Origin of the sequence: Bradyrhizobium sp. ORS 285, assembly GCF_900176205.1 — a bacterium.
GTDB lineage: Bacteria > Pseudomonadota > Alphaproteobacteria > Rhizobiales > Xanthobacteraceae > Bradyrhizobium.
The window spans coordinates 2,355,778-2,378,296 of record NZ_LT859959.1 but is presented as its reverse complement, the minus strand read 5'-3'; the positions used below and the strand labels follow the sequence as shown (position 1 = coordinate 2,378,296).

Here is a 22,519-nt window from a genome sequence, read left to right as displayed (position 1 = left end):
ATCGTTGAGACGACGAGCGGCGCTCGAACAACCTCCGACAACAAGTGAGGCGTCTCGCACATGCGTCAATGATTGGCGCTGCAACAATGGGGAGGTCACGAATGTCTTCCAAATCGATCACGGCGCGGTGCCTTGCAACCTGCGCATCCCTGGTGCTGGTCTCGGCATTCGCAAGCAAGGCGCTTGCAGAGCCGGAGATGGTCAAGGGTCCCGCGGCTGAGCCCGAATGCATGGTGCCGTGGGCCGGCGATACCAAGTTCTTCAAGTATCCCGCCAAGAAGGGCCCCTACCGCATCGCGCTTGCGAACGGCTACATCGCCAATACCTGGCGCATCCAGATGATCCAGACCGCGAAGGCCTATGCGGCCCAGCCGGAGGTCAAGGCCAAGCTGAAGGAGTTCAAGGTGGTCTCGACCGGCGAGGACGTGCCGGCGCAGATCTCGGCGATCAACAACTTCATCGACTCCGGCTATGACGCCATCGTCGTGAACGCGCAGAACCCGACGGCGTTCGGCCCGGTGATCAAGCGCGCCAAGCAGGCCGGCGTGATCCTCGTCGCCTTCGACAACATTCTCGCGACCGAAGATGCGATCAACGTCAACGTCGACCAGAAGGGCCTCGGCGAGCTCTGGGCGAAGTGGCTGGTCAAGAACGTGCCCGATGGCGGCAAGGTGCTCGAAGTGCGCGGCGTCGCCGGCACCTCGGTCGACACCGACCGGCACAACGGATTCCAATCGGTCCTGAGCAGCTCGGGAAAAAAGTGGCAGACCACCGAGGTCGTCGGCAAATGGGATGACGGCGTCGCCCAGAAGGCCACCGCGGATGCGATCGCGACCAATGGTCCGTTCGATGCGATCTCCGGCCAGGGCGGTGACACCGGCATCGTGCAGGCCATGCTCGACGCCAAGCACAAGATGGTGCCGTTCGGCGGAGAGACCGAGAACGGCTTCCGCAAGTTCTGCGCGGCAAAATCATCGGAAGGCTTGAAGTGTTCCTCGGCCGGCACCGGTCCTGCCCAGGTCGCCGTCGCGATCAAGGTGGCGCTCGCGGCCCTCGAAGGCAAGGTGGTGCCGCAATCGGTCAAGTTGCCACTGTCGGTCGTCGAGGATCCCAACTTCAAGAAGGACGTGGACTACTTCCCGTCCCAATCCGACAATTTCTTCGTCGGCAACTCCTTCCCGACCTGCGGCATCAACTTCACGGCGCAGGAGATCATGGGCCAGTCGAAGGAAAACCAGTAAGCCACCTTCTCTGATCCGCCGCGCCGTCGAAGGGAATGGCGCGGTGGATCGAACGTGACTGTCGCGACAGCGCTGAGGAAGAGAGTATCATGATCGCGGCCGAGCCGCTGTTTCGCGCCGAAGGATTGTCCAAGCGCTATGGCGGCGTCGTCGCGCTCGACCGGGCGGATCTCGAGGTTCACCCCGGGCGCATCCACGCCATTCTCGGCGAGAACGGCGCCGGCAAGTCGACCTTGATCAAGCTCATGGTCGGCGTGGTCGCGCCGGACGAAGGCCGCATGACGCTCGGGGGACGTGAGGTCGCGTTCAGTAATCCTTCGGCGGCAAACGACGCCGGGATCGTCTGCATCTTCCAGGAGCTGTCGCTGATCCCGGATCTTTCAGTCGCCGACAACATCATGATCTCTCATCCGCCGACGCGGCTCGGCATGATCGACCGGCGCGCCCTGCGCCGCATCGCCGAGGAGGCGCTGCATCGCGCCGGTGCCGGCGACATCCACCCGCGCGCCCTGGTCAGGGACCTGCCGTTGTCGCGCCGGCAGATGGTCGAGATCGCGAAGGCGCTGGCACGGCAGCCGAAGATCCTGATTCTCGACGAGGCCACATCGGCGTTGACGGCCTCCGACGTCACCAAGGTGTTCGAGGTGCTGAAGCGCCTGCGCAGCGAAGGCCTCGCGCTGCTCTACATCTCCCACCGCATGCATGAGATCGCCGAGCTCGCCGATGATTGCAGCGTGTTCCGCAACGGCCGCCGCATCTCAACCTTCACCGCCGGCACCAAGACGGACGCCGAGGTGATCGAGCTGATGATCGGCCGCGAATACAAGCATGTTTTTCCGGACAAGCCGCTGCGTCAGCCAGACGGCCGGCCGCCCGCCCTGCAATGCAGGAAGCTCGGCTGGGGCGACCGGCTCAAGGAGATTTCGTTCTCGCTGCATGCAGGCGAGATCATCGGTCTCGGTGGACTCGATGGCCAGGGCCAGCGCGAACTGCTGCTGGCGCTGTTCGGCGTGCTCCGCGACACCAGCGGCGACATTCTCATCGATGGCGACAAGGTTGCGATCGACAGCCCCGTCGCCGCCAAATCCGAGCGCATCGGCCTCGCGCTGATTCCGGAGGACCGCAAGACCGAGGGGCTGATGCTGCCGATGTCGGTGCGCGACAATCTTTCGGCCGCGGCCTTCGACCGCTTCGCGCGATTCGGCATCATCGACCGGCAGCGCCAATCGGCCCTGATCGACGAGATGATCCGCCTGATCGAGATCAAGACCGCCTCGCCTGACCTCCCGGTCAGCGCGCTGTCCGGTGGCAACCAGCAGAAGGTCGTGATCGCGAAATGGCTGATGAACAAGCCGCGCATCATCCTCTTGAATGATCCCACGCGCGGCATCGACGTCGGCACCAAGCAGGAAATCTACCGGCTGCTGCGCAGGCTTGCCGACGAGGGCGCCGCGATCCTGCTCTATTCGACCGACTATGACGAGCTGATCGGCTGCTGCGACCGCGTGCTGGTGATGTATGACGGCGCCGTCAGGCGCGAGCTCGCGGGCGCCGAGATCACAGAGCGCGCGCTGGTCAGCAGCGCCCTCAACGTCGACGACAGCGAACCGGCGGAAGCGAGTCTGGCATGACCGAGTGGCGGTACTGGCTCGCCGAGCAGCGCGGCACCATGCTCGCGATCGGCATCTTCGTGGCGATGTTCCTGATCTATGCGACCAACCATCCGGCCGGATTCAGCGCCAACATGGTGCAGACCGCGTCCAACAAGGCGACCCTGCTCGCCTTCGTCGCCATGGCGCAGGCCATCGTGGTGATCACCGCCGGCATCGATCTCTCGGTCGGCATGATCCTGACGCTCACCAATTGTCTCGCCTCCTGGATCGTCGTCGGCACGGCCACAGAGACTGCGCTCGGCGTTGCCGGCGTGCTCGGCACCGGGCTGCTGTGCGGCATGATCAACGGCGCGATCGTGATCTTCGGCCGGCTGCAGCCGATCGTGACGACGATCGCCACCGGCGCGATGTATTACGGCGTGGCGCTGATGCTCAGGCCCAATCCCGGCGGCTCCGTCAACGAGGCGCTGGCCGATGCGCTGACGGGACGCATATTCGGCGTGCTGCCGACAAGTCTCGTGGCGCTGGCCGCGACGGCGATTCTGATCTGGGTGCCCTATAGCCGCTCGGTCATCGGCCGCGCCGCCTTCGCCACCGGCTCGTCGGAGGTCGCCGCCTACATGTCCGGCGCGCCGATCCGCGCCGCCAAGTTCATGGCCTACACGCTCGCCGGCCTGTTGTCGGCGATCGGCGGCCTCTTCCTCACCTTCTTCTCCTACACCGGTGAGGCGGCCTATGCGAGCGGCAACGCCTACACGCTGTTCTCGATCGCGGCTGTGGTGCTCGGCGGCGTGTCGCTGATGGGCGGACGCGGCAGCGCGATCGGCGCGATCTTCGGTGCGCTGGCCTTCCGAACCATCGGCGATCTCCTGTTCGTGTTCGACTTCGATCCGCTATGGCAGCCGCTGTTCCAGGGGATCGTGCTGATGCTTGCGGTCTCCATTGGCGCGTTCGGCCTGCTGCGCGTCCGCAATCGGCTGGAGTGGTTCGGATGAGCGACGCAACGGCAACCCGGCCGGCCTCTCGTGGCGCTGGCCTACTGCGCCGGATCGATCCGGCGGTGGCGGCCTCGTTCGGCTGCATCCTGCTCTTGCTACTGGTCGGCAGTCTCTACTCGCGCAGCTTCCTGTCGCCGGACTATCTGCTGCAGCAGCTGAAGGTCGCGAGCTTCCTCGGCGTGATCGCGACTGGCATGATGCTGGTGATCCTGCTCGGCCAGATCGATCTGTCCGTGCCCTGGGTCGTGACATCCGGCGCGATGATGGCCTGCGCCGCCGCTGCGCATGGCACCACCGGCGCCATCCTCGCGATCCCCTGCGGCATTCTCTGCGGCGCCGCGATCGGCCTGCTCAACGGCATCGGCGTCGCTTATCTGCGTATTCCCTCGATGATCATCACGCTGGCCACCAACGCGGTCGCGCAAGGGCTGATGGTCGCCTACACCGGCGGCTTTGCGCCGCAGGATTCCGCTTCGAAGGCGATGCGCTATCTTGCCACCGGCCATGCCGTGCCCGGCCTTCCCAATGCCGTGCTGGCCTGGGCGATCATCGGCGGCGCCGCGATCTGGCTGTTGTCGCGCACCACCTTCGGCCGCGCCATCTACGCCATCGGCAACCGCGAGCGCGCCGCCTATCTCTCCGGCATCGACACGCGCCGGATCACGATGGCGGCCTTCGCGCTGTCTGGCGCCCTCTCCGCCTTCGGCGGCGTGCTGCTCGCGGGCTATGCGTCGAAGGCGGCGCAGTCGATGGGCGATGCCTATCTGCTGCCCTCGATCGCCGCCGTCGTGCTCGGCGGCACCCACATCCTCGGCGGCCGCGGCAGCTATCTCGGCACGATCGCCGGCGTCATCTTGATCACGCTGCTGCAATCGATCCTGTCGGTGATGCAGATCAGCGAAGCCGGCCGCCAGCTGATCTACGGCGCGGTGATCATCCTGATGCTGCTGATCTACGGCCGTCAGAAGGCGTGAGCACGCCGGCAGGACCCAGCTCACGCGCCGCAGGGTCCAGCCGCCTGCCGCCCTTGCGTCATTTGAATGAAAATTGCGTTTGAAGTTGCCTTTGACGCGCACGGCAGCGACGGCAGGCGACCACACCGACTGGCTCACCCTCTCGCCCGCGGCCATCCTATGCGAGGTTGCGCCGCGACCTGCGGCTGACGCCTTCGAACAAGGGCGCTTCATCGCGGAACGCAATCGCCGAACCGACCACGATGAATGGGCCACCCGGACACGCGGGTCCGCCTCGAGCCGTTCGATTGGTCGCGCCCCCGCCCCTCTTCGACGCGGAAGCCTCCCGCCATCGGTCCGAATGGCTCGACGACAGGTCGCTATTGTGACCGAAGGCAGACTCTGCGAACGAGTTTCCGGCGTCTGCATTCAGCCCATTACGGATGTAGGCTACGGATTAAGGGCGTCCGTGGCAGGTCGGCTGGTGGCGCAGCCGGTGTCCCCCCAGACTCGCAATTTGGCTCCTCGGGTCGGGGGGACTTACGTTGCGTGCTAAGAGGCGCCATTGCACGCCTGGTTGATGTGAAAGAGGCCGCCAGCTGCGGTGGCTGCACCTTAACAAAATGTGAATTGCGACTTAAGCTAAAATGCCCCAAAGGTTGTGCGCGGAAAAGTCGGCACATGTGGTCGTCAGCGTTTGAACCTATGACCAGCTCTAGGGAGAGTTGTCTGGCGGAATAGGGATGGGTCCAGTTGCCCAAAACTCCCGAAGCAAACCCCGAGGGGCAAGCTGGGAAATCTCGTCCGATACTAGATCAATTTACGTCCGCAAAAAGTTTTGGCGAGCCTGACAAACTCGCCAAGTGCCATGTCAAAAGCACAAAGGAAGCGCTCGGGAGACGTCCCGGGCGCTTTCGGCTTTATGGCTCAATTTCGTATCAGGCACTGCGGAATTTTGACGCCGCACGCCGAGATCCGCAGCCTCCAAAAGGCGACTAGGTTCGAGCCGCCGACCGGGCTCCGAGGGCGTCAAGCCGTGATGCGGAGAATCCGACCGGCAAGGAGTTTCTGTGAGAATCGGCTATGCTGATCGGCTCGACGTGGCGAGGACCAACGATGTTCACAGAAGAAGACAAGCGGCGGTGCATGCTGTTTCAAGACGGACGCCTCACGGAGGGGCAGCCTCCTGAGTGGTTTAGGCGACATGTCGAGGGGATGACTCCCGAAGGAGACTGGCGGGATTCGCTCAGTCGAGCCGGCGCGAGCGCGATGGAGTCGTTTGGTGAAGTCGAGACTATCACCCTGCATAGGTGCCCGACGGGGTATTTTGTTGACTACTGGGATTCATTCGAGCCTATCGCCTGGATATTTATCGATCGGCCAGTCGACTATCTCGTGTTCCGAGCAACATACTTGGCCCCCCTAGTCCAGCTTTTGCTAGAAACGGAACAGCAAGCTGACTCTGACGTTCGAAAATCGCCTATCTGAAACGCAGCGTCGGAGCGCTGACCCATCTGGGCGGACAGCTATCAGCTCAGAACGGAACTCATGAGGTGCCCATGACACCTGTGCAACACGGCTGAACGGAAGACGTTTTGATCAATCACAGCGACGCAGGCCGGTCCGCGCCCGCGAGGTCGAAAAGCTCGTCCACAAACCTTTCAACCAAAGCCTGCTGAGACGCTAGATCTTCATTGTTGAGCACACTTCTCACAACTAACATGGATTGATGGATAGGACCGAAACATTCGTCGCGAACGCCTACACTAAGGCGGGCACCCGCAAGACACAAACCGCCAAACTCTATGGTATAGGGAGAAGAAAGCCCCAAGCTTTCGGAAGCAACGTCGCAGAAATTTTGTAGAACTCTTGAAAATATGTTTTGGACATTCCGCGCAGGTACGAGCCATCCACCTTGAGTGTTCTGATGAAAACCTGTGCCTACTGTCCAGATCTCTCCGTTACGGAATAGTTGGGTGAAGGACCTCGGCGTAGGACTCTCACCATGCGGCTCATATACTATCGACCCGAAAGCATTACGACCAACTGCGCCGCTGAAGATATTTCTAGACAGGGTATGCAGACGATTCTGGGTTAGTAACCTCTGCAATTCACTGAACGTAAGTTTCCGCTCACTGACTTTGGTCGGAATCAGCCGTAAATAAAATACCCGCTGATCTCCCATACGGTAATCTATCTGGTTTACTCCGCCGTTTCCTACTGAGGCCAACACAAAGCCCGAATCTGCGAAGTACGCTGGAATATTCTTGAGAGCGGGAGTTTCCACCACTTGTTTACCAACAGCGTCAGTTGTCCTTCCGATAAACGGTCGCAGTGCCGTGATGAATGATCCGCGCAAATTCCTTTTCTCTGATTTTATCGCGGCTTCACTTGCATCCGGGGGGAGATGAAATCTAATAGGTCCGGCTTTGTGCCTTAGATCAAATGGCAGACTATTGCGTCCGCCATAGTAGTCGTTCTGTACCAGCAAAATTCTCTGATCGCCGATAGCCCGCTCTGCAAAGCCGTATTCAATGGCTACATTTGGATTAACTACCTTCTTACGAGAGCCGACCTCATCGTCGATAGCAATTGACTCCCCAATCAGGGTTACATCAGCGATAAAGACTTCGGCTAGCTCGATCTTACTAAAGATCGTCCGGGCTAGATCTGGGCTACCAGAGACACCCTGGCGATCTTGGTCGACGTGTAGCGCGTCGCGGGCCTCACGCTCTGCTGGCTCCTCAATTTGAGGAGGCTGCTTTAATATACTAACCACTTCGTCCAGTGCGGCCCTAACGAAGTGACGCCCTGTCCGACCAGGTGTATCTGATTGCCACGACCAGAATATCTTCATAGGACAGCGGCCTCCGCGGAACCGCCTAGTAGGTCAGGTAATGATGCTAAGGTGTGCATTCGGTGCGTTCAAATCGGAGGTACTGAGTTAATCCACGCCATCACTGAGAACAATTACGACCTTGATGCGATTTATAGTCTGAGGCTGCGCCTACTGGATAGCGGAGATTTCAGCTAGGTTAGAAAGAAGTCTTCTAGCGATAATCACACCAAGGGCCGGGTTCTTTGGTCCAACATTCGGCCCGCCTGCTCCCCTGAACGCCGTACTGACTTCGCATGAAACTTTCAATTGCAGTCTTTTCTGTCCCGACCGAGAAAACAAAAATTCTTTTGTCCGGTCCCGTCACCCTTATTTTGTCAGCAAGGTCAGGCGTGTTGTCCAACACAAAACCAGTTGGCAAAGGGGCGATAATGCTAATCGGAGTCGCCGGTGACGCAGTTCCGGAAATCGATGCGGCCGCTGTTTGGGTACGCATTTCATACGACGACCGAATCCATGCTACAGCGCTCAGACCGATTGCGCAGAATATCAGTACGCCAAAGCTCCAGCCCAGTAGTTTGCGCGCCCCCCGGGCACCGAACAGTAGAACAAGCGCACAGACCAGCGCAAGAATACCAACTGAAATCCCCATAAAATCCATGGTCAGTTCCCCGCATTTGGCGCTTGTCTCATTAGGTCCGCGCCTGGGCAATCATGACTTAATTGGACTGCCTCGTCATGTCCGCAATTCGCCCTCCTCGACCCTTTCGATCGGCGCCAAAGACGTTCGTTTGCTGAGCTTGACCGGACATACTCATCAAGACAAGCGCAGGCCAGGCGCGCGGCCGACATCAAGACCTCTGGCACCCCTGCGCCAAGAATCTGATTTCTCTCACCGCCTCAAGCCGATCACCCCTGTCCAGTCCTCTCGCGAAAAATATTCTTCTTTCGTTTTTTCGAAAATCATGGTTGTCTAGGCGCATCCCGTCCCGCCGAGGGGCGCTTCGCGGTCGTCACGAAACGTGGGTGCGGGATGCGGTGGGTGCATTGGATCGCAGCGTGACCTGTCATGCGGACGAACGAGCCCGATGCGCCGGCGAAATCGTAGGGTCCTGGCCTCCCGACGCTGAGGCCAAGCACGCGGCAACGCTCTGGCGTTGCGCGGGTGACGGGGGCAAGACAGCCGGTCCCCGGGGAGAGGACGTATAAGCCGCTCAAACCATCGCGCGGGGAATGCCGGGATGCCTCGGCTGAACCTGTGGTGACTGCCGCCAGCATTTTCTTTCGCTGGCGGGCCATGGGTGCGGCCAGCACCCGGCATTCCCTGCGCCCTCTATCTGCAGAGGGTGGAGAGATCGCACAGCTCGGACGCATCAGGCGCCGCGAGGCCGGACCATCGTGGCCTGACGGATCGCGTTTCGATCAACCGGCAACCAGAACCCGACCAGGCGAGCGCGCCGGCGGGTTCGAGAGGAGATGGACCTAGCCTATGACTCCGTCAGAACTCCGCGACCTTCGTCGCGCCGCGCTTGGCAAAGCGCTCGGGTGCATAGGCCCGGTGATCGACGATCGACGTTGCAGCGGTGACGAGGTCCGCGATGAGAGGGCCGGCGCCCGGACCAATCCCGAAACAATAGCCGCTGAAGCCGGCAGCGACGATCAGGCCGGGCAGCGCGGCGAGCTCGCCGATGGCGGGCCCGCCGTCCGGTGTGGAATCGATATAGCCCGCCCAGGTCGCCGTCACCTGGCTCTGCTTCAGGGCCGGCAGCAGCTCGAGCGCGCGCCTGCATCAGGCGGATCGAGGCGCATTGGTCATCGCGATCAGCTTGTAGCGCTTGGCCAGACGGGCCATCGCTGCCGAGCTGTCCGGAAAGGCCCTCCTTGCCCGCTTTCACGCCAGACCTTTCACATCATCGCTTGGCGGACGTCCGGATCGGCCAGGGTCTCGTCGAGCGTCCGCGCGGTCCGCTCGATGATGGCATCGATATCGGCGTCGGTGCAGCACAGCGGCGGGGCATAGCCGAGCACCCCCGTCGGGAAGGCGCGGATGACCAGCCCATTCGCCCAGGCGCGATCGAAGATGCGGCGCGCCGGCTCGGCGCTGGCCGGCAGCGGCGTCTTGCGCTCCTTGTCGACGACGAGCTCGATCGCCGCCAGCAGACCGCGGCCGCGGACCTCACCAACCAGCGGATGATCCTGCAGCGTCCTCAAGCCGGCCATCAGCCGCGCACCGGCGCGCCGGCCGTTCTCCAGCAGACCGCTTTCATAGAGATCGAGCACGGCAAGGCCGACGGCCGCGCTCACCGGATGCGCCGAATAGGTATAGCCGTGCCCCACCGCCGACATCCCCGCCCCGTCGGCGATCACGCCATAGACATGATCGGACATCAGCGCCGCGCCCATCGGGACATAGCCCGAGGTCAGACCCTTGGCGACCGTCATGAAGTCGGGGACGATATCGTCATCGCTGCAGGCGAACAACGGACCGGTGCGACCGAACCCGGTGATCACCTCGTCGGCGACGAACAGGATGCCGTGCTGCCGGCAGCGCTCGCGCATCGCCTTCATCCAGCCCTTGGGCGGCACCAGCACGCCACCCGAGCCCTGGATCGGCTCGGCATAAAATGCCGCCACCCGCTCGGGCCCGCCCACCTCGGCGATTTTGGCCTCGAGCGCAGCGAGCGACGCCGCAATGATCGCTTCGGTATTGCTGCCGACCGGATTGCGATAGGTGTAATGCGACGGGATCTTGTGCTGCCAGTTCAACGGCACGCCGAAATTGGCGTGGAAGGCGGGCAACGCCGTCAGCCCGGCGCCGACCGTCGAGGACCCGTGATAGCCCTGCTGCAAGGTGATGAACTGGTCGCGCTGCTTCTGTCCCTTCGCATGCCAATAATAGTGGATGAAGCGGACCGTGCTGTCGACGGCGTCCGAGCCGCCCAGCGTGAAGTAGACGTGGTTGAGATCGCCCGGCGCACGCTCCGCCAGCGCCGCGGCGAGCCGGATGGCGGGCTCCGAGGCGAGGCTGAAATAGCCGGTGGCATAAGGCAGCTCGCGCATCTGCCGCGCCGCAGCCTCGACGATGCTGTCATGGCCATAGCCGGCATTGACGCACCACAGGCCGGCGAAACCATCGACCAGCTGGTGGCCGGAGGCGTCGGTGACGACGGCGCCCTTGGCCGAAGCGAGGACCCGCGCGCCCGAGGCCTCGTGTCCCCTATAGGATGCGACGGGGTGCACCAGATGGGCGCGATCGAGTTCGATGAGCGAGTTGCTGAGCATGATGATCTCCGGTCCAGCCGAACGCCTGGCTGGCCAAGGCAAATGTATAAGGCGAAGGATGTCGGGGAGCGCTGCCTGATGATGCACTCCCATGTCCATCGGACTTTGGGCGAGCGGCCGCCGGCAAATCGTCTGAAGGGGATGACGCGGACAACATCTTCCGCCGCAGAAGCGGGGCAAAGCCGCATCTTATGCTGGCGTCGCGGACTATCATCGGCGGCAGAGACCATGACCACGTGAGGACCGATGAGCCGCTTTCGCCCGAAATACGTGACCTTCGACTGCTACGGTACGCTGACCAATTTCCAGATGGCGGAGGCCGCGCGCGATCTCTACAGCGCAACGCTCCCCGAGCCGGCGATGACCGAATTCGTGAAGGTCTTCTCGGCCTACCGCCTCGACGAAGTCCTCGGCGCCTGGAAGCCCTATGCCGAGGTCGTCAGCAATGCGCTGGCGCGCAGCTGCCGCAAGATCGGCATCGCCTTCAAGCCGGAGGACGCCGACATGGTCTATCAGCGCGTGCCGACCTGGGGACCGCATCCGGACGTGCCGGCGGGGCTCGCCAAGGTGGCCAAGGAGATTCCGCTGGTCATTCTCTCCAACGCCATGAACGTGCAGATCCCCTTCAACGTCGCCAAGCTCGGCGCCCCCTTCCATGCCGTGTTCACCGCCGAGCAGGCGCAGTCCTACAAGCCGCGGATGCGCGGCTTCGAATACATGTTCGACATGCTCGGCTGCGGCCCGGAGGACATCACGCACTGCTCCTCCTCGTTTCGCTACGATCTGATGACCGCGCACGATCTCGGCATCGAAAGCAAGGTCTGGGTCAACCGCGGTCATGAGCCGGCCAATCCCTATTACGGCTACACCGAGATCAAGGACGTCTCCGAGCTGCCCGGCGTGTTCGGTCTCTAAGCAGAGTGCCCGCGATGAAATATGTCTCCTACTGGCGCGATACCGCGGCCGCGTTTGCAGGCGGCCACACCGGGCCCGTGGAGGGGCACTACGATGTCGCCGTGATCGGCGGCGGGTTCACCGGCCGCCTGCGACTTAGCAATCAGAGCTGCGCCTCGAAAGCCGCGCGCTCGGCGCGGCTGAGATGCAGTCCGTGCTTGGTGCGCCGATCCAGCACGTCGGCCGCCGTCTGTGCCCATTCCCGCTCGCGCAGGTAAGCCAGCTCGCGCTCATAGAACGTGCCGCCGAAATGACGGCCGAGATCGTCGCGCGTGCGCGCCGGCCCGAGCAGATCACGCGCGCAACTGCCATAGAGCCGCGCATAATGCGCCACCGCCTCGCGCGGCAAGGCCTGATACTCCGCGGCAAGATCGGCAAGAAACTGCTCGAACGAGACGCCGAGATCGCCGCCCGGCAGACAGGCGCCGGCCGTCCAGGCCGGTCCCATCTGCGGAAACCATGGACCGAGCCGCTCCAGCGCATGCTCGGCGAGCTTGCGGAAGGTCGTGATCTTGCCGCCGAAGATCGACAGCAGCGGCGGCTGCTCCGCCGTGCCGTGCACCTCGAACACATAGTCCCGCGTCACGGCCGAGGGATTGTCGGCGTTGTCGTCGTAGAGCGGCCGCACGCCGGAGAAGGCGTGGAGGATGTCCGCCTTGCCGGGCGCTGCGCGGAAGTAGCGATCGAGCACTGCCAGCAGATAGTCGATCTCGCCGCCGTCGATCGCGACGTCCTCGGCGCGGCCGTCATGCACGATGTCGGTGGTGCCGATCAGTGCCAGATCATTCTCATAGGGGTTGACGAAGATGACGCGGCGATCGGTGTTCTGCAGCAGATAGGCCTGGGAGCCGCTCCAGAATTTCGGCACCACCAGATGGCTGCCCTTCACGAGCCGCACATGATGCGCCGAGTTGAGGCCGGCGACGCCCTGCACCACGTCCTGCACCCAGGGACCTGCCGCATTGACCAGCGCCTTCGCGCGCACGGTGCGCAGCTCGCCGCTCTCGGAGCGCATCTCCAGCCGCCAACACTCGCCCTCGCGGCGCGCGCTCACCGCGCGGGTGCGCGGCAGGATGACGGCGCCGTTGCGTGCGGCATCGACGAGATTGAGGATCACCAGCCGGGCATCGTCGACCCAGCAGTCCGAATATTCGAAGCCGCGCCGAAACTCTGGGCGCAATGGCGCGCCTTCCGGCTCGTGCGCGAGGTCGACGTTGCGGCTCGCCGGCAATTGTTTGCGGCCGCCGAGATGATCGTAGAGGAACAGCCCGGTGCGCACCAGCCAGGCCGGGCGCTGCTCCGGCGAATGCGGCAGCACGAAGCGCATCGGCCAGATGATGTGCGGGGCCGAGGCCAGCAGCACCTCGCGCTCGATCAGCGCCTCTCGGACCAGGCGAAACTCGTAATATTCGAGATAACGCAGGCCGCCATGGATCAGCTTGCCCGAGCGCGACGAGGTGCCTTGCGCGAAATCGTCCTTCTCGCACAACAGCACCTTCAGGCCGCGGCCGGCGGCATCACGGGCGATACCAGCGCCATTGATGCCGCCGCCGATCACGGCGAGGTCCAACACACCGTAATCGGATCCGCTGCGTGAGACCGGCGCGTTCATCGCTTGCCGCTGTGCTTCGTCTCGGGCTTGCGGTCAGCGGCTGCCGCGCGCGTCCGGGTGGCCGCCTTGGCCGGCGCCTTTGCAGTCTTCTTGGCCGGCTTGGCCTTCGTCTTCGCCTTCATGCTCGCCTTGGGGTCTTGCAGACCGTAGGTCGAGAACCCCTGCGCCGTCTCGGCGATCTCGGCGTCACCCAGGATGTGCGGCTGGCCGAGCGCGAGCGACAGATAATATTGCTTGGCGATGGTCTCGAGCTCGACTGCCAGCCACATCGCCTTGTCGAGATTGGCGCCGACCGCGATCATGCCGTGATTGGCCAGCAGGCAGCCGTTGCGGCCCTCCAGCGCCTCGAGCGCCAGTTCGGACAATTCAGCCGTGCCGAAGCGCGCGTAGCCGGCGCAGCGGATGTCCATGCCGCCGAACGCTGCCATCATGTAGTGGCAGGCCGGGATCGACTTGCGCGCGATCGCCAGCACTGTCGCGTAGGTCGAATGCGTGTGCACGACGCCGCCGACATCCGGGCGTCCCCGCATGATGTCCAGATGAAAGCGCCATTCGGTTGAGGGCTTCAGCGGCCCGTCCCAGGAGCCGTACTCCCCCTCGAGCGGCATCGAGGCGATCATCTCCGGCTTCATCGAATCGTAGGGCGTCGCCGACGGCGTGATCAGCATGCGGTCCTTGTAGCGGGCGGAGATGTTGCCCGACGTGCCCTGGTTCAGACCCGACGCATTCATCCACCGGCACTTGGCGATGATGTTCTCGCGGATCAGTCGTTCCTCGCGATTCATTGCAAAACCTTTCATCAGCAGGGATTGAGCGGCGGCTCGCCGGCGAGATAGCGGCGAACCTCTTCGGCCGCTTGATCGGCGGCAAAGGTGACGGTACGCACCGAGGCGCCGGCGATGTGCGGCGTCAGGGTGACATTGGGAAGCTGCAGCAGCGGCCAGTCCGGCGGCACCGGCTCGACCGCGAAAGTGTCGAGCATCGCCCCCGCGAGCCGTTGCGAGCTGAGCGCGTCATAGAGCGCCTGATAGTCGACCAGCGGCCCACGCGCCGTATTGATCAGGATCGCGCCCGGCTTGACCTTGTCCAGCGCGTCGCGATCGATGAAGCCGGTGGTCTCCGCGGTGACGCGGGCATGCAGGCTGATGACATCCGCGCGCGTCAGCAGCTCGGCGAGCGCGACATGCTCGACGCCGTCATTGCGATCCTGGGCGCTGAGCTGCACGTAGGGGTCGGTCACCAGGATCTTGCAGCCGAACGCCTTGAGCAGCTTGACGACGCGGGTGCCGATCGCACCATAGCCGACGATGCCGACAGTCATCTCGCCGAGCTCGCGTCCGGTCCGGTCGGCACGGTAGAGATCGCCGCGCCAGTCGCCGCCGCGCAGCGACTCGTGACCGCTGCGGATCAGCCGCGTCTCAGCGAGCATGGCGCCGATGGTGAATTCGGCCACCGCGCTGGCGTTGCGTCCGGGCGTATTGACCAAGAGCACGCCGTGATCGCGAGCCGCCTGCATGTCGACATTGACCGGGCCGCCGCGCGACACCGCGATGAACTTCAGACGGGGCAGCCGCTGCAGCATCGCCCGCGAGATCGGGGCGAGATGCGTCACCAGCAGCGGCGCCTCGCCGATGAACGCCGCGAGCTCGTCGGGATCGCCCATGAACTCCTTGAGGCCATCGAGCTTGGAGCCGGCATAGCCGTGCTCCATCGGCTCATCCGGCCAGGGCTGCTCGAGCGTCCGGATGTCGAGACCGTCGCCGCAGGTTGCGGTGATGCGTTCGGCAAACACCGAGGGCAGCATGAAGCGGTCACCGATGATGGCGATGGAGCTAGACATGATTGGCCCCCGTGCGCTGTGCCCAGAGCTGCTTCCACACTGGCCGCGCCGCGAGGCGCGCATCGACATAGGCCGGAAACAGTTGCTGATAGCGTTCGGCCAGCGCCATATCCGGCGCTTGCGGCTCGTCCAAATAGGGCCTCACCCACTCCTCCGCGCAGTCCATCATGTTGGAATAAAGTCCGGTCGCGACCGCTGCGATCATGGCCGCGCCCGATGCGCCCGCCTCCTCGCGGCGGCAGACCCTGATCGTGCTGCCGAGTGCGGCACCGAGAATGGCGCCGAGCGCGCGGCTGCGCGCAGCGCCGCCGGTCAGACGGACCTCGGTCGGCAGCGATCCCATCGCCGCGTAGCAGTCGCGCGCGGCGAAGGCCAGCCCCTCCATCACCGCCCGCATCAGGTCCCAATAGCCGTGTCGCGTGCGCAGGCCGATCAGCTGCGCCGACGCCTCATGCGACACGAAGGGGCCGCGCTCACCGGCATCGGAGATGAAAGGATGGTACAGCAGCTCGCCCGCCTTCGCGGCGAGCACGCGCTCGTCCAGGCGCCGGATCAGGTCGTTGCGCGACCGCGCGATGCCCTCCATCGCGAGCACGCCGCGAGCGACGTCGAGCAGCCAGTCGATGTTCAAGGTCGCGGCCATGGTCGACTGCATCTGCGCGTAGTGACCCGGCGCCGGGAACGGCATCGTATAGCCGGTCGCCTCGGCATTGAGCTTGACCGCGTCGGCCGAACGCGCCAGCCGCATGTGCATGCCGGTCGAGCCGATGATGGTGCAGCCGACATCAGGACTGGGATCATACAGCCCGCCGCCGAGCGCATTGCAGATCACGTCGACATAGCCGAGCGATACCGGTATGCCCGCGGGCAGGCCCGTCTCCGCCGCCGCCATCTGCGACAGCGGATGTGTCGTGACGACGCCATCGACGACCTCCGGAAACAACCGCGCCGACTGGGAAATGCCGATCAGATCAGCGGCCTCGCCGTCGAAGCAGCGCCCGCGGAAATCGCCGCAGGAGAACGCGGCCTCCGACGGGTCGGTGGCGCGCGCCCCGGTGAGCTGGAAGTAGAGCCAGTCCTTGCAGTGGAACACCGTGCTGGCGCGGTCCAGGATCTCGGCGGAATGCGCCTGCAGCCAGGCGAGCTGCGGACCCTGCTGGCAGGCGTTGAGCCCCGATCCCGTCCGCTGATAATGCGCCGCGTTGCGCTCGCCTGATCGAAAGGACTCGACGAAGCCTGCCGCACGCGAGTCGAGCCACAGCAGAGCGGGCGCGACCGGCTCGCCCTCAGCATCGATCAGCCAGGTGCCGTCGCCCTGCCCGGTCACCGCGATCGCAGCGACGCGGCCTGCCAGATCGGGCAGCGCAGCACCGAGCCCGCGCAGAGCCGCGACGGTGTCGCTCCAGGTCCTCTCCATGTCCTGCTCGACGCGGCCACCCGGCAGCGCCGTATAGCTGTTGGGAATTGCGAAGTCGCCAAGCTGGCGACCATCCCGCGCGAACGCGACCGCCTTGATCACCGACGTCCCGGCGTCGATGCCGATGATCACATCGCGGGTGGCCGATGACGCCATGCTCAGCGGGCCTCCGCATGGCGGACGCAGACGCCGTCGCGACCGAAGATGTGGAGATGGCGCGCCTCCAATGCGCAGGGCACGACATCGCCCGGTCGCGCGGCCACCTTGCTGGAGGTAACGGCGACCAGCAGATGACCGGCGCACTCGCCTGCAATATGCGCCTGATCGCCGAGCCACTGGTTGGAGACGACGCGCAGCCGCGCCTCACCGCTGCCGATCGCGATCCGTTGCGGCCGGATGCCGACCTTGATGCGATCGACCTGCACCAGCGCCTGCTGCGCGGACACATCCAGCGTCTGTCGGGAAATGTGGAAAGAAACGTCGGAGCCGGCCGACAGCCGGAATCCGCCCTCCTCTTGCGCCACATTCGTCTCCAGCAGATTCATCGGCGGCTCGCCGATGAAGCTCGCGACGAACAGATTGGCCGGACGGTTCTTCAGCTCGCGCTCCCCAGCGAACTGCTGCAATACGCCGTCCTCCATGACCGCGATGCGGTCGGCGAGCGCGCTCGCCTCGGTCTGGTCATGGGTCACGAAGATCGCGGTCATCCCGCGCTCCGCCAGCAAGCCCTTGATGCGGCCGCGCAGCACCGCGCGGAGCTGCGGCTCCAGCTGGCCCATCGGCTCGTCCAGCAGATAGAGATCGGCATCGCGCACCAGAGCGCGCGCCAGCGAGACGCGCTGCTGCTGTCCGCCGGACAGCGCGCGCGGATGATGATCGAGAATGTCCTCGATCTCGACCAGGCGCGCGATGTCGTCGACGCGCTGCGCGATCTCGGCCCGCGACAACTGCTGCGCCTTCAGCGCGAACGCGATGTTCTCGCGCACCGTCAGCGGCGGATACAGCGAGTAGCCCTCGAACGCCATCGCCACGCGCCGCTTCGCCGGCGGCAGATCGTGGATCGGCCGCTGCGCCAGCGCGATCGAGCCCGAGCTCACGCTCTCGAAGCCGGCGATCATGCGCAAGGTCGAGGTCTTGCCGCAGCCGGAGGAGCCGAGCAGCGCGACGATCTCGCCCGACCGGATGTCCATGTCGAGCGCGCGCACGGCATGGACGTCCGGCTTGCCCCTGGTGTGATAGACCTTGTCGACGTTGCGGATTTCGAGCATGCCCATGTCAAACTCTTAAAGTTCAGATCCTCACGCCGCCTGCCGCCGCGACGGCAGACCGATGCGCTCGCCCGTCGCGTGGTCGAACAGCAGCGCCGCGTCAGGCGCGAACCGCACGTACACATCCTCGTCGGCTTCAGCCTGCAACGCCTCCGGAGCCAACGCCGCCAGCCATTCACCGCCGTCGGCGAAACGCAGCAGCACCACTGCGCGCTCATGGAGCGGCGTCACCGCGACGATCCGCGCGGGGATCGCGTTCTCGCCACCATGTCGCGTCACCACGACATCGTCGGGCCGAACGCCGAGCCAGCAGCGCTCGCGCGCATCGGATGGCAGCTCATCGGCATCGAGCCGGACCTGCGTGCCGGCGACGGCGGCGATCAGGCTGCCCTGCCCGGCCACGGGCGTGACCTCCGACAGATTGATGCTGGGATCGCCGAACAGCCTGGCAACCGCGACCGAGGCCGGCCGCGCATAGATGTCCTCCGGGCGCGCCACCTGCACCAGGCGGCCATTGATCAGCACGGCGATGCGATCGGCGATCGCCATCGCCTCGCGATAGTCCTGCGTCACATACAGCACCGCGGCCGAGCCGCGCCGCAGCAGGCTCGGCAGCTCCAGCCGCATCTCGTAGCGCAGCTTGGCGTCGACGTTGCGCAGGGGATCGTCGAGCAGCAGCACCTCGGGATTGCCGATCAGCGCGCGCGCCAGCGCCGTGCGCTGCTTCTGGCCGTTCGACAATTCGCGCGGCTTGTGGCCGAGCACGTGCTCTATCTTCAGAAGACGGCTCATCGCAGCCACCTTCGCCGTGACGTCGGCCGCGCCGCCTGCGCGCAGGCCGCTGGCGATGTTGTCGCGCGCGGTCATGTGCGGGAACAGCGCAAAGTTCTGGAACGCCATACCGATGCCGCGCTGCTCCGGCGGAGCGTCGACGATCGAGCGCCCGCCGACCAGGATGTCGCCCGCATCAGGCTCGAACATGCCCGCGATCATGCGCAGCAGCACGGTCTTGCCGCTGCCGGACGGGCCGAACACCGCGACGATCTCGCCTGGCTCGACGGTCAGCGACACGCCCTTGGCGCAGCTTGCGCCGCCAAAGCTCTTGTCGACGGATTTGAGTTCGAGACGCGCCATGTTTCCTCAACCCTTGACTGCACCGAGCGAGAGGCCTTCGACCAGATAGCGCTGCGCGTAGAGCGCGAGCAGCAGGGTCGGCGTCACCGAGAGCACGATCGCCGCGGCGATCTGGCCGTATTGGATGCCGGACGCGGTGACGAAGGCGAGCGCACCGACCGTCACCGGCTGCTTGTCGGCCGAGGCCAGGATCAGCGCGAAGACGAAATTGTTCCAGCAGAAGATGAAGGACAGCAGGCCCGCCGCCGCAATGCCGGGACCGGCGAGCGGCACGGCGATGCGCGTGAACGCCTCGCGCCAGGAATGCCCGGCCAGCCGGTAGGCGTGCTCGATATCCGGGCTGATGTCCTCGAAATAGCCGCGCACGATCCACAGGATCAGCGGCAGCGCGATCAGCTGATAGACCCAGACGATGCCGAAATAGGTGTCGTTGAGGCCGAGCTGCTGGTAGTAGAGCGACAGCGGCAGCAGCACCAGCAGCGGCGGCGCGAAGCGGAACGACAGCAGCGTGAACGCGATGGTCTCACCGAGCCGGAACTTGAACCGCGCGAAGGCATAGGCCGCGGGCACGCCCAGCAGCAGCGCCAGGATGACGGACGCGCTCGACAGTACGAAGCTGTTCATCAAATTGCGCATGAACGAGATCTGCAGATTGCCGGCGGCCGTCTTGAGCTGGCCCGAGATCAGCGCCTCATAATTGGCGAGCGTCGGCTCGAACAGGATGCGCGGCGGAATGCGCAGGATCTGCTCGTTGGTCTGGAACGACATCAACAGGATCCAGACGATCGGAAACATGAAGAACACGAGCACCAGCGCCAGCGCGATGCCGCGGAAGATGCGTCCGGCCGGACTAGAGTGATCCATGACCTCTCTCCTCAGGCGTGACCGTGGGCGCGCGCGCGCAGCCGCAGCCAGTTCTTGATGAAGATGTTCGACAGGATGTTGGTGATCAGCCAAAGGATCATCAGCAGCGCCGCCGAGCGTCCGACATTGGTGTATTGGAAGAATTCGAGATAGGCCTGCACCTGGAACACCATCAGCCGGTCACCGGGTCCGCCTTGCGTCATCGCATAGACGATGTCGAACTGCTGGATGGAGTCGAGTAGCCGGAACAGCGACGCGGTGATGATGTAGGGCGCGAGCATCGGCAGCGTGATGCGGAAGAACACGAAGCTCGCCGGCACGCCGTCGAGCGCCGCCGCCTCGAACGGCTGCCGCGGCAGCGAGCGCAGGCCCGCCAGCAGCAGGATCATGATGAAGGGCGTGTAGACCCAGACGTCGACCAGCACGACCGTGAACAGCGCCGTCGACGGATCGGAGGCCCATTTGAAGTCGGGCGCGCCGAGCAGCCCCACGAGATAGGACAGGATGCCGAAGCTCGGATTGGTCATCAGCTTCCACATCAAGGCGGCGATCGCCGGCGCCGTCATCAGCGGCAGCAACAGCATGATCGAGACCGCGTTGTGGAAGCGCGTCGGCCGCCGCAGCAGCAGCGCGATGCCGAGGCCGAGCAGCAATTCGACGATCACCGTCACCGCGGTATAGACGAGCGAGATGCGCAGCGTGTTCCAGAACGCTGGATCGGACAGAAAGTCGATGTAGTTGTCGACGCCGATGAAGCCGCGCAGATACGGCAGATTGAGCCGGTAGCGCTGCAACGAATAGACCGCGGCGGTGACGAACGGCACCAGGATGGCGATGCACACCAGCAGCGCCGGCAGGCTCAGGAGATACGGCAGCAGCCGCGCGCTCCAGCGCTTCGCGCGGCGCGGCGCCGCCTCGGTCTCGACAAGTTGGGCCATGCTCATGACAGGCGTGATCACATCATCGCAGGAAGAAGATGGGGCCGGTCCGGACGCTTGTGGGGAGCGTCCGGACCGACGGGTGGTCAGGGAGGTGCCGGGCGCAGCCTCAGCCGAGGCCGGCCTGCTTCAGCTGACGGTTGATGCTCTCGGCCAACTTGTCGAGGCCCTCGTCAACGGTGATCTCCTTGGCCACCATCTTCTGCAGCGAGGCCGCCCACTCCGTGGTGAGGTCGAAGAACAGCGGCTGCGCCGTGAAGTAGATCTTCGCACCCGGCGCCGAGAGATCGTGCTGCTCGAGATAGCCGGGGTAGGATTTGGCGATGCGGTCGCGGAACTCGCTGTCCTTCCACACGGAGGTGCGGACCGGATTGACGAAGTCCATCTTGCGCGCGCCGAACAGATCATGCTCGACGGAGGCCGCCCACTGCATGAACAGCCACGCCGCGTCCTTCTGCTTGGAGAAGCTCGACATCGCGAGCGACCAGATCCAGACGTTCGGCGTCGGCGCCTTGGCGGCCGGATTGGCCGCGAACGGCGCGTAGCCGAGATTGCCGCGCTCCTTGTTCTCGCCGCCATTCATGAAGTAGCCGAGAATGTCGGCGTCGAAGATCATGCCGGAGGCGCCGGCGCCGAGATCGGTGCCAACCTGGTACCAGGTGTAGGTCGACCAGTTCTTCGGACCCGAGCCCTGGATCATCTTGACCCACTTCTCGTGGAAGTCCTTCGAGGCCTTGGTGTTCATCGCGGCCTTGAGCTTGCCGCCCTCCATCACGAAGTCCTTCTGGCCGAAATTGGCGTAGGCCGACAGGAAGCCCGGATGGATCGTGGCCCAGGAGCGCGAGCCGCGCACACCGACGCCGTAGGGACCGCCGGCATCCTTGGTGATCTTGGCCGCGACCTCCAGCATCTCGTCGAGATTGGTCGGCGGCTTGACGCCGACCTTGCTGAAGATGTTGCGGTTATAGGTGATGTTGTTGAGCTCGTAGCCCCACGGGATGCACCACTGCTTGGCCTTGCCGGAGCCGAGCTCGGAGCCGGCGACGCCGTCCCAGGCGGTCGACGAGCGCAGGCCCGGCAGCACGTCGTCCCAGGCGAAGGCCGGGTTGGTCTTGGCGGGATCCTTGATGTAGGTGTTGAGGTCCTCGATCCAGCCGGCCGGACCATAGGTCCAGGTCATGTAGGCGCCGGTCATGAAGGCGTCGTACTGATCCGACTTTGACGACAGCGCCGCCGTCACCTTGTCGAAATAGACGTCCTCCGGAAAGATGTCGTAGCTGACGTTCATGCCGGTCAGGCTCTTGAACGCCTCGATGTCGCCGATCATCGCATCGACGTAAGGATGCTTGTTCAAGAGCAGCTTGACGGTCTTGCCGCTCTGGGCCTTCCAGTTGAAGTCCGCGGCCATCGCCTGCGACATCGCCGACGCAAAGCCGGCATTGGCGGCAGCACCGGCGATGCCGAGCTTGGCGGCGCCGTCGAGCAGATCACGCCGGCTGATGCGCTTGCCGGCGTAGGACGCAAAGAGATTCTTCTCACGATCGTACATTCAACCCTCCCTTTGTTTTT

The 22,519-nt window shown here is 64.3% G+C and carries 17 protein-coding genes and 2 pseudogenes; 5 read left to right on the top strand and 14 right to left on the bottom strand.

The window, feature by feature from the left end; translation table 11 throughout:
• The first annotated feature begins 101 nt into the window (after positions 1-101).
• The 4 genes from BRAD285_RS10760 to BRAD285_RS10745 all read left to right on the top strand — a co-directional run bounded on the left by BRAD285_RS10760 (position 102) and on the right by BRAD285_RS10745 (position 4,826).
• Complete coding sequence (locus BRAD285_RS10760; RefSeq protein WP_035644789.1) at positions 102-1,241, top strand: sugar ABC transporter substrate-binding protein; 1,140 nt, start codon at positions 102-104, stop codon at positions 1,239-1,241.
• Positions 1,242-1,330: 89 nt separating this feature from the next.
• Positions 1,331-2,872, top strand: coding sequence for a sugar ABC transporter ATP-binding protein (locus BRAD285_RS10755; RefSeq protein WP_006609909.1), 1,542 nt, complete (start codon positions 1,331-1,333; stop codon positions 2,870-2,872).
• Positions 2,869-3,849 carry an ABC transporter permease gene (locus BRAD285_RS10750; protein ID WP_006609908.1) on the top strand — a complete coding sequence of 327 codons (981 nt, stop codon included), beginning with the start codon at positions 2,869-2,871 and terminating at the stop codon, positions 3,847-3,849. Before BRAD285_RS10755 ends, BRAD285_RS10750 begins: the two co-directional genes overlap by 4 nt.
• A complete protein-coding gene (locus BRAD285_RS10745; protein WP_006609907.1) occupies positions 3,846-4,826 on the top strand; it encodes an ABC transporter permease in 981 nt (326 codons plus the stop codon). Before BRAD285_RS10750 ends, BRAD285_RS10745 begins: the two co-directional genes overlap by 4 nt.
• A 1,582-nt stretch (positions 4,827-6,408) precedes the next feature.
• On the opposite strand, the gene BRAD285_RS35350 is transcribed toward BRAD285_RS10745, so the two are convergent.
• The 5 genes and pseudogenes from BRAD285_RS35350 to BRAD285_RS10725 form a co-directional block, all read right to left on the bottom strand.
• The gene (locus BRAD285_RS35350) at positions 6,409-7,662 is read right to left on the bottom strand and encodes a hypothetical protein (RefSeq protein WP_006609905.1); all 1,254 of its coding nucleotides are present in this window, start codon (positions 7,660-7,662) and stop codon (positions 6,409-6,411) included.
• Positions 7,663-7,855: 193 nt separating this feature from the next.
• Entirely contained in the window at positions 7,856-8,302 is a 447-nt protein-coding gene (locus tag BRAD285_RS35345) for a hypothetical protein (protein WP_139020555.1), read from the bottom strand.
• Positions 8,303-9,139: 837 nt separating this feature from the next.
• Positions 9,140-9,424: pseudogene (locus tag BRAD285_RS10730) on the bottom strand (NAD(P)/FAD-dependent oxidoreductase); the annotation flags it as partial.
• 9 nt (positions 9,425-9,433) lie between these two features.
• Positions 9,434-9,520: pseudogene (locus BRAD285_RS36275) on the bottom strand (HAD family hydrolase); the annotation flags it as partial.
• Between the two features lie 26 nt (positions 9,521-9,546).
• Positions 9,547-10,923, bottom strand: coding sequence for an aspartate aminotransferase family protein (locus BRAD285_RS10725; protein WP_006609902.1), 1,377 nt, complete (start codon positions 10,921-10,923; stop codon positions 9,547-9,549).
• A gap of 246 nt (positions 10,924-11,169) precedes the next feature.
• Here BRAD285_RS10725 and BRAD285_RS10720 point away from each other — a divergent pair, with 246 nt between their 5' ends.
• Positions 11,170-11,838, top strand: a complete 669-nt coding sequence (locus BRAD285_RS10720) for a haloacid dehalogenase type II (RefSeq protein WP_006609901.1) — start codon at positions 11,170-11,172, stop codon at positions 11,836-11,838.
• 142 nt (positions 11,839-11,980) lie between these two features.
• On the opposite strand, the gene BRAD285_RS10715 is transcribed toward BRAD285_RS10720, so the two are convergent.
• From BRAD285_RS10715 to BRAD285_RS10675, 9 genes are all read right to left on the bottom strand, one after another.
• Positions 11,981-13,489, bottom strand: a complete 1,509-nt coding sequence (locus tag BRAD285_RS10715; protein ID WP_006609900.1) for a glycerol-3-phosphate dehydrogenase — start codon at positions 13,487-13,489, stop codon at positions 11,981-11,983.
• On the bottom strand, positions 13,486-14,274 hold the full coding sequence (locus tag BRAD285_RS10710; RefSeq protein WP_006609899.1) for a class II aldolase/adducin family protein: 789 nt from the start codon (positions 14,272-14,274) through the stop codon (positions 13,486-13,488). Before BRAD285_RS10710 ends, BRAD285_RS10715 begins: the two co-directional genes overlap by 4 nt.
• A 14-nt stretch (positions 14,275-14,288) precedes the next feature.
• Positions 14,289-15,329 carry a 2-hydroxyacid dehydrogenase gene (locus BRAD285_RS10705; protein ID WP_006609898.1) on the bottom strand — a complete coding sequence of 347 codons (1,041 nt, stop codon included), beginning with the start codon at positions 15,327-15,329 and terminating at the stop codon, positions 14,289-14,291.
• Entirely contained in the window at positions 15,322-16,902 is a 1,581-nt protein-coding gene (locus tag BRAD285_RS10700; protein ID WP_006609897.1) for an FGGY-family carbohydrate kinase, read from the bottom strand. The genes BRAD285_RS10705 and BRAD285_RS10700 overlap by 8 nt, the downstream gene beginning before the upstream one ends.
• Before the next feature lie 2 nt (positions 16,903-16,904).
• Complete coding sequence (locus BRAD285_RS10695; RefSeq protein WP_035644815.1) at positions 16,905-18,014, bottom strand: ABC transporter ATP-binding protein; 1,110 nt, start codon at positions 18,012-18,014, stop codon at positions 16,905-16,907.
• A 30-nt stretch (positions 18,015-18,044) separates the two neighbouring features.
• Positions 18,045-19,148, bottom strand: a complete 1,104-nt coding sequence (locus BRAD285_RS10690) for an ABC transporter ATP-binding protein (protein WP_006609895.1) — start codon at positions 19,146-19,148, stop codon at positions 18,045-18,047.
• A gap of 6 nt (positions 19,149-19,154) precedes the next feature.
• On the bottom strand, positions 19,155-20,012 hold the full coding sequence (locus tag BRAD285_RS10685; RefSeq protein ID WP_006609894.1) for a carbohydrate ABC transporter permease: 858 nt from the start codon (positions 20,010-20,012) through the stop codon (positions 19,155-19,157).
• A gap of 11 nt (positions 20,013-20,023) precedes the next feature.
• On the bottom strand, positions 20,024-20,956 hold the full coding sequence (locus BRAD285_RS10680; protein ID WP_006609893.1) for a carbohydrate ABC transporter permease: 933 nt from the start codon (positions 20,954-20,956) through the stop codon (positions 20,024-20,026).
• Positions 20,957-21,059: 103 nt separating this feature from the next.
• Positions 21,060-22,499: an extracellular solute-binding protein gene (locus tag BRAD285_RS10675; protein ID WP_006609892.1), complete on the bottom strand. Its 1,440-nt coding sequence runs from the start codon at positions 22,497-22,499 to the stop codon at positions 21,060-21,062.
• Positions 22,500-22,519: the final 20 nt, after the last annotated feature.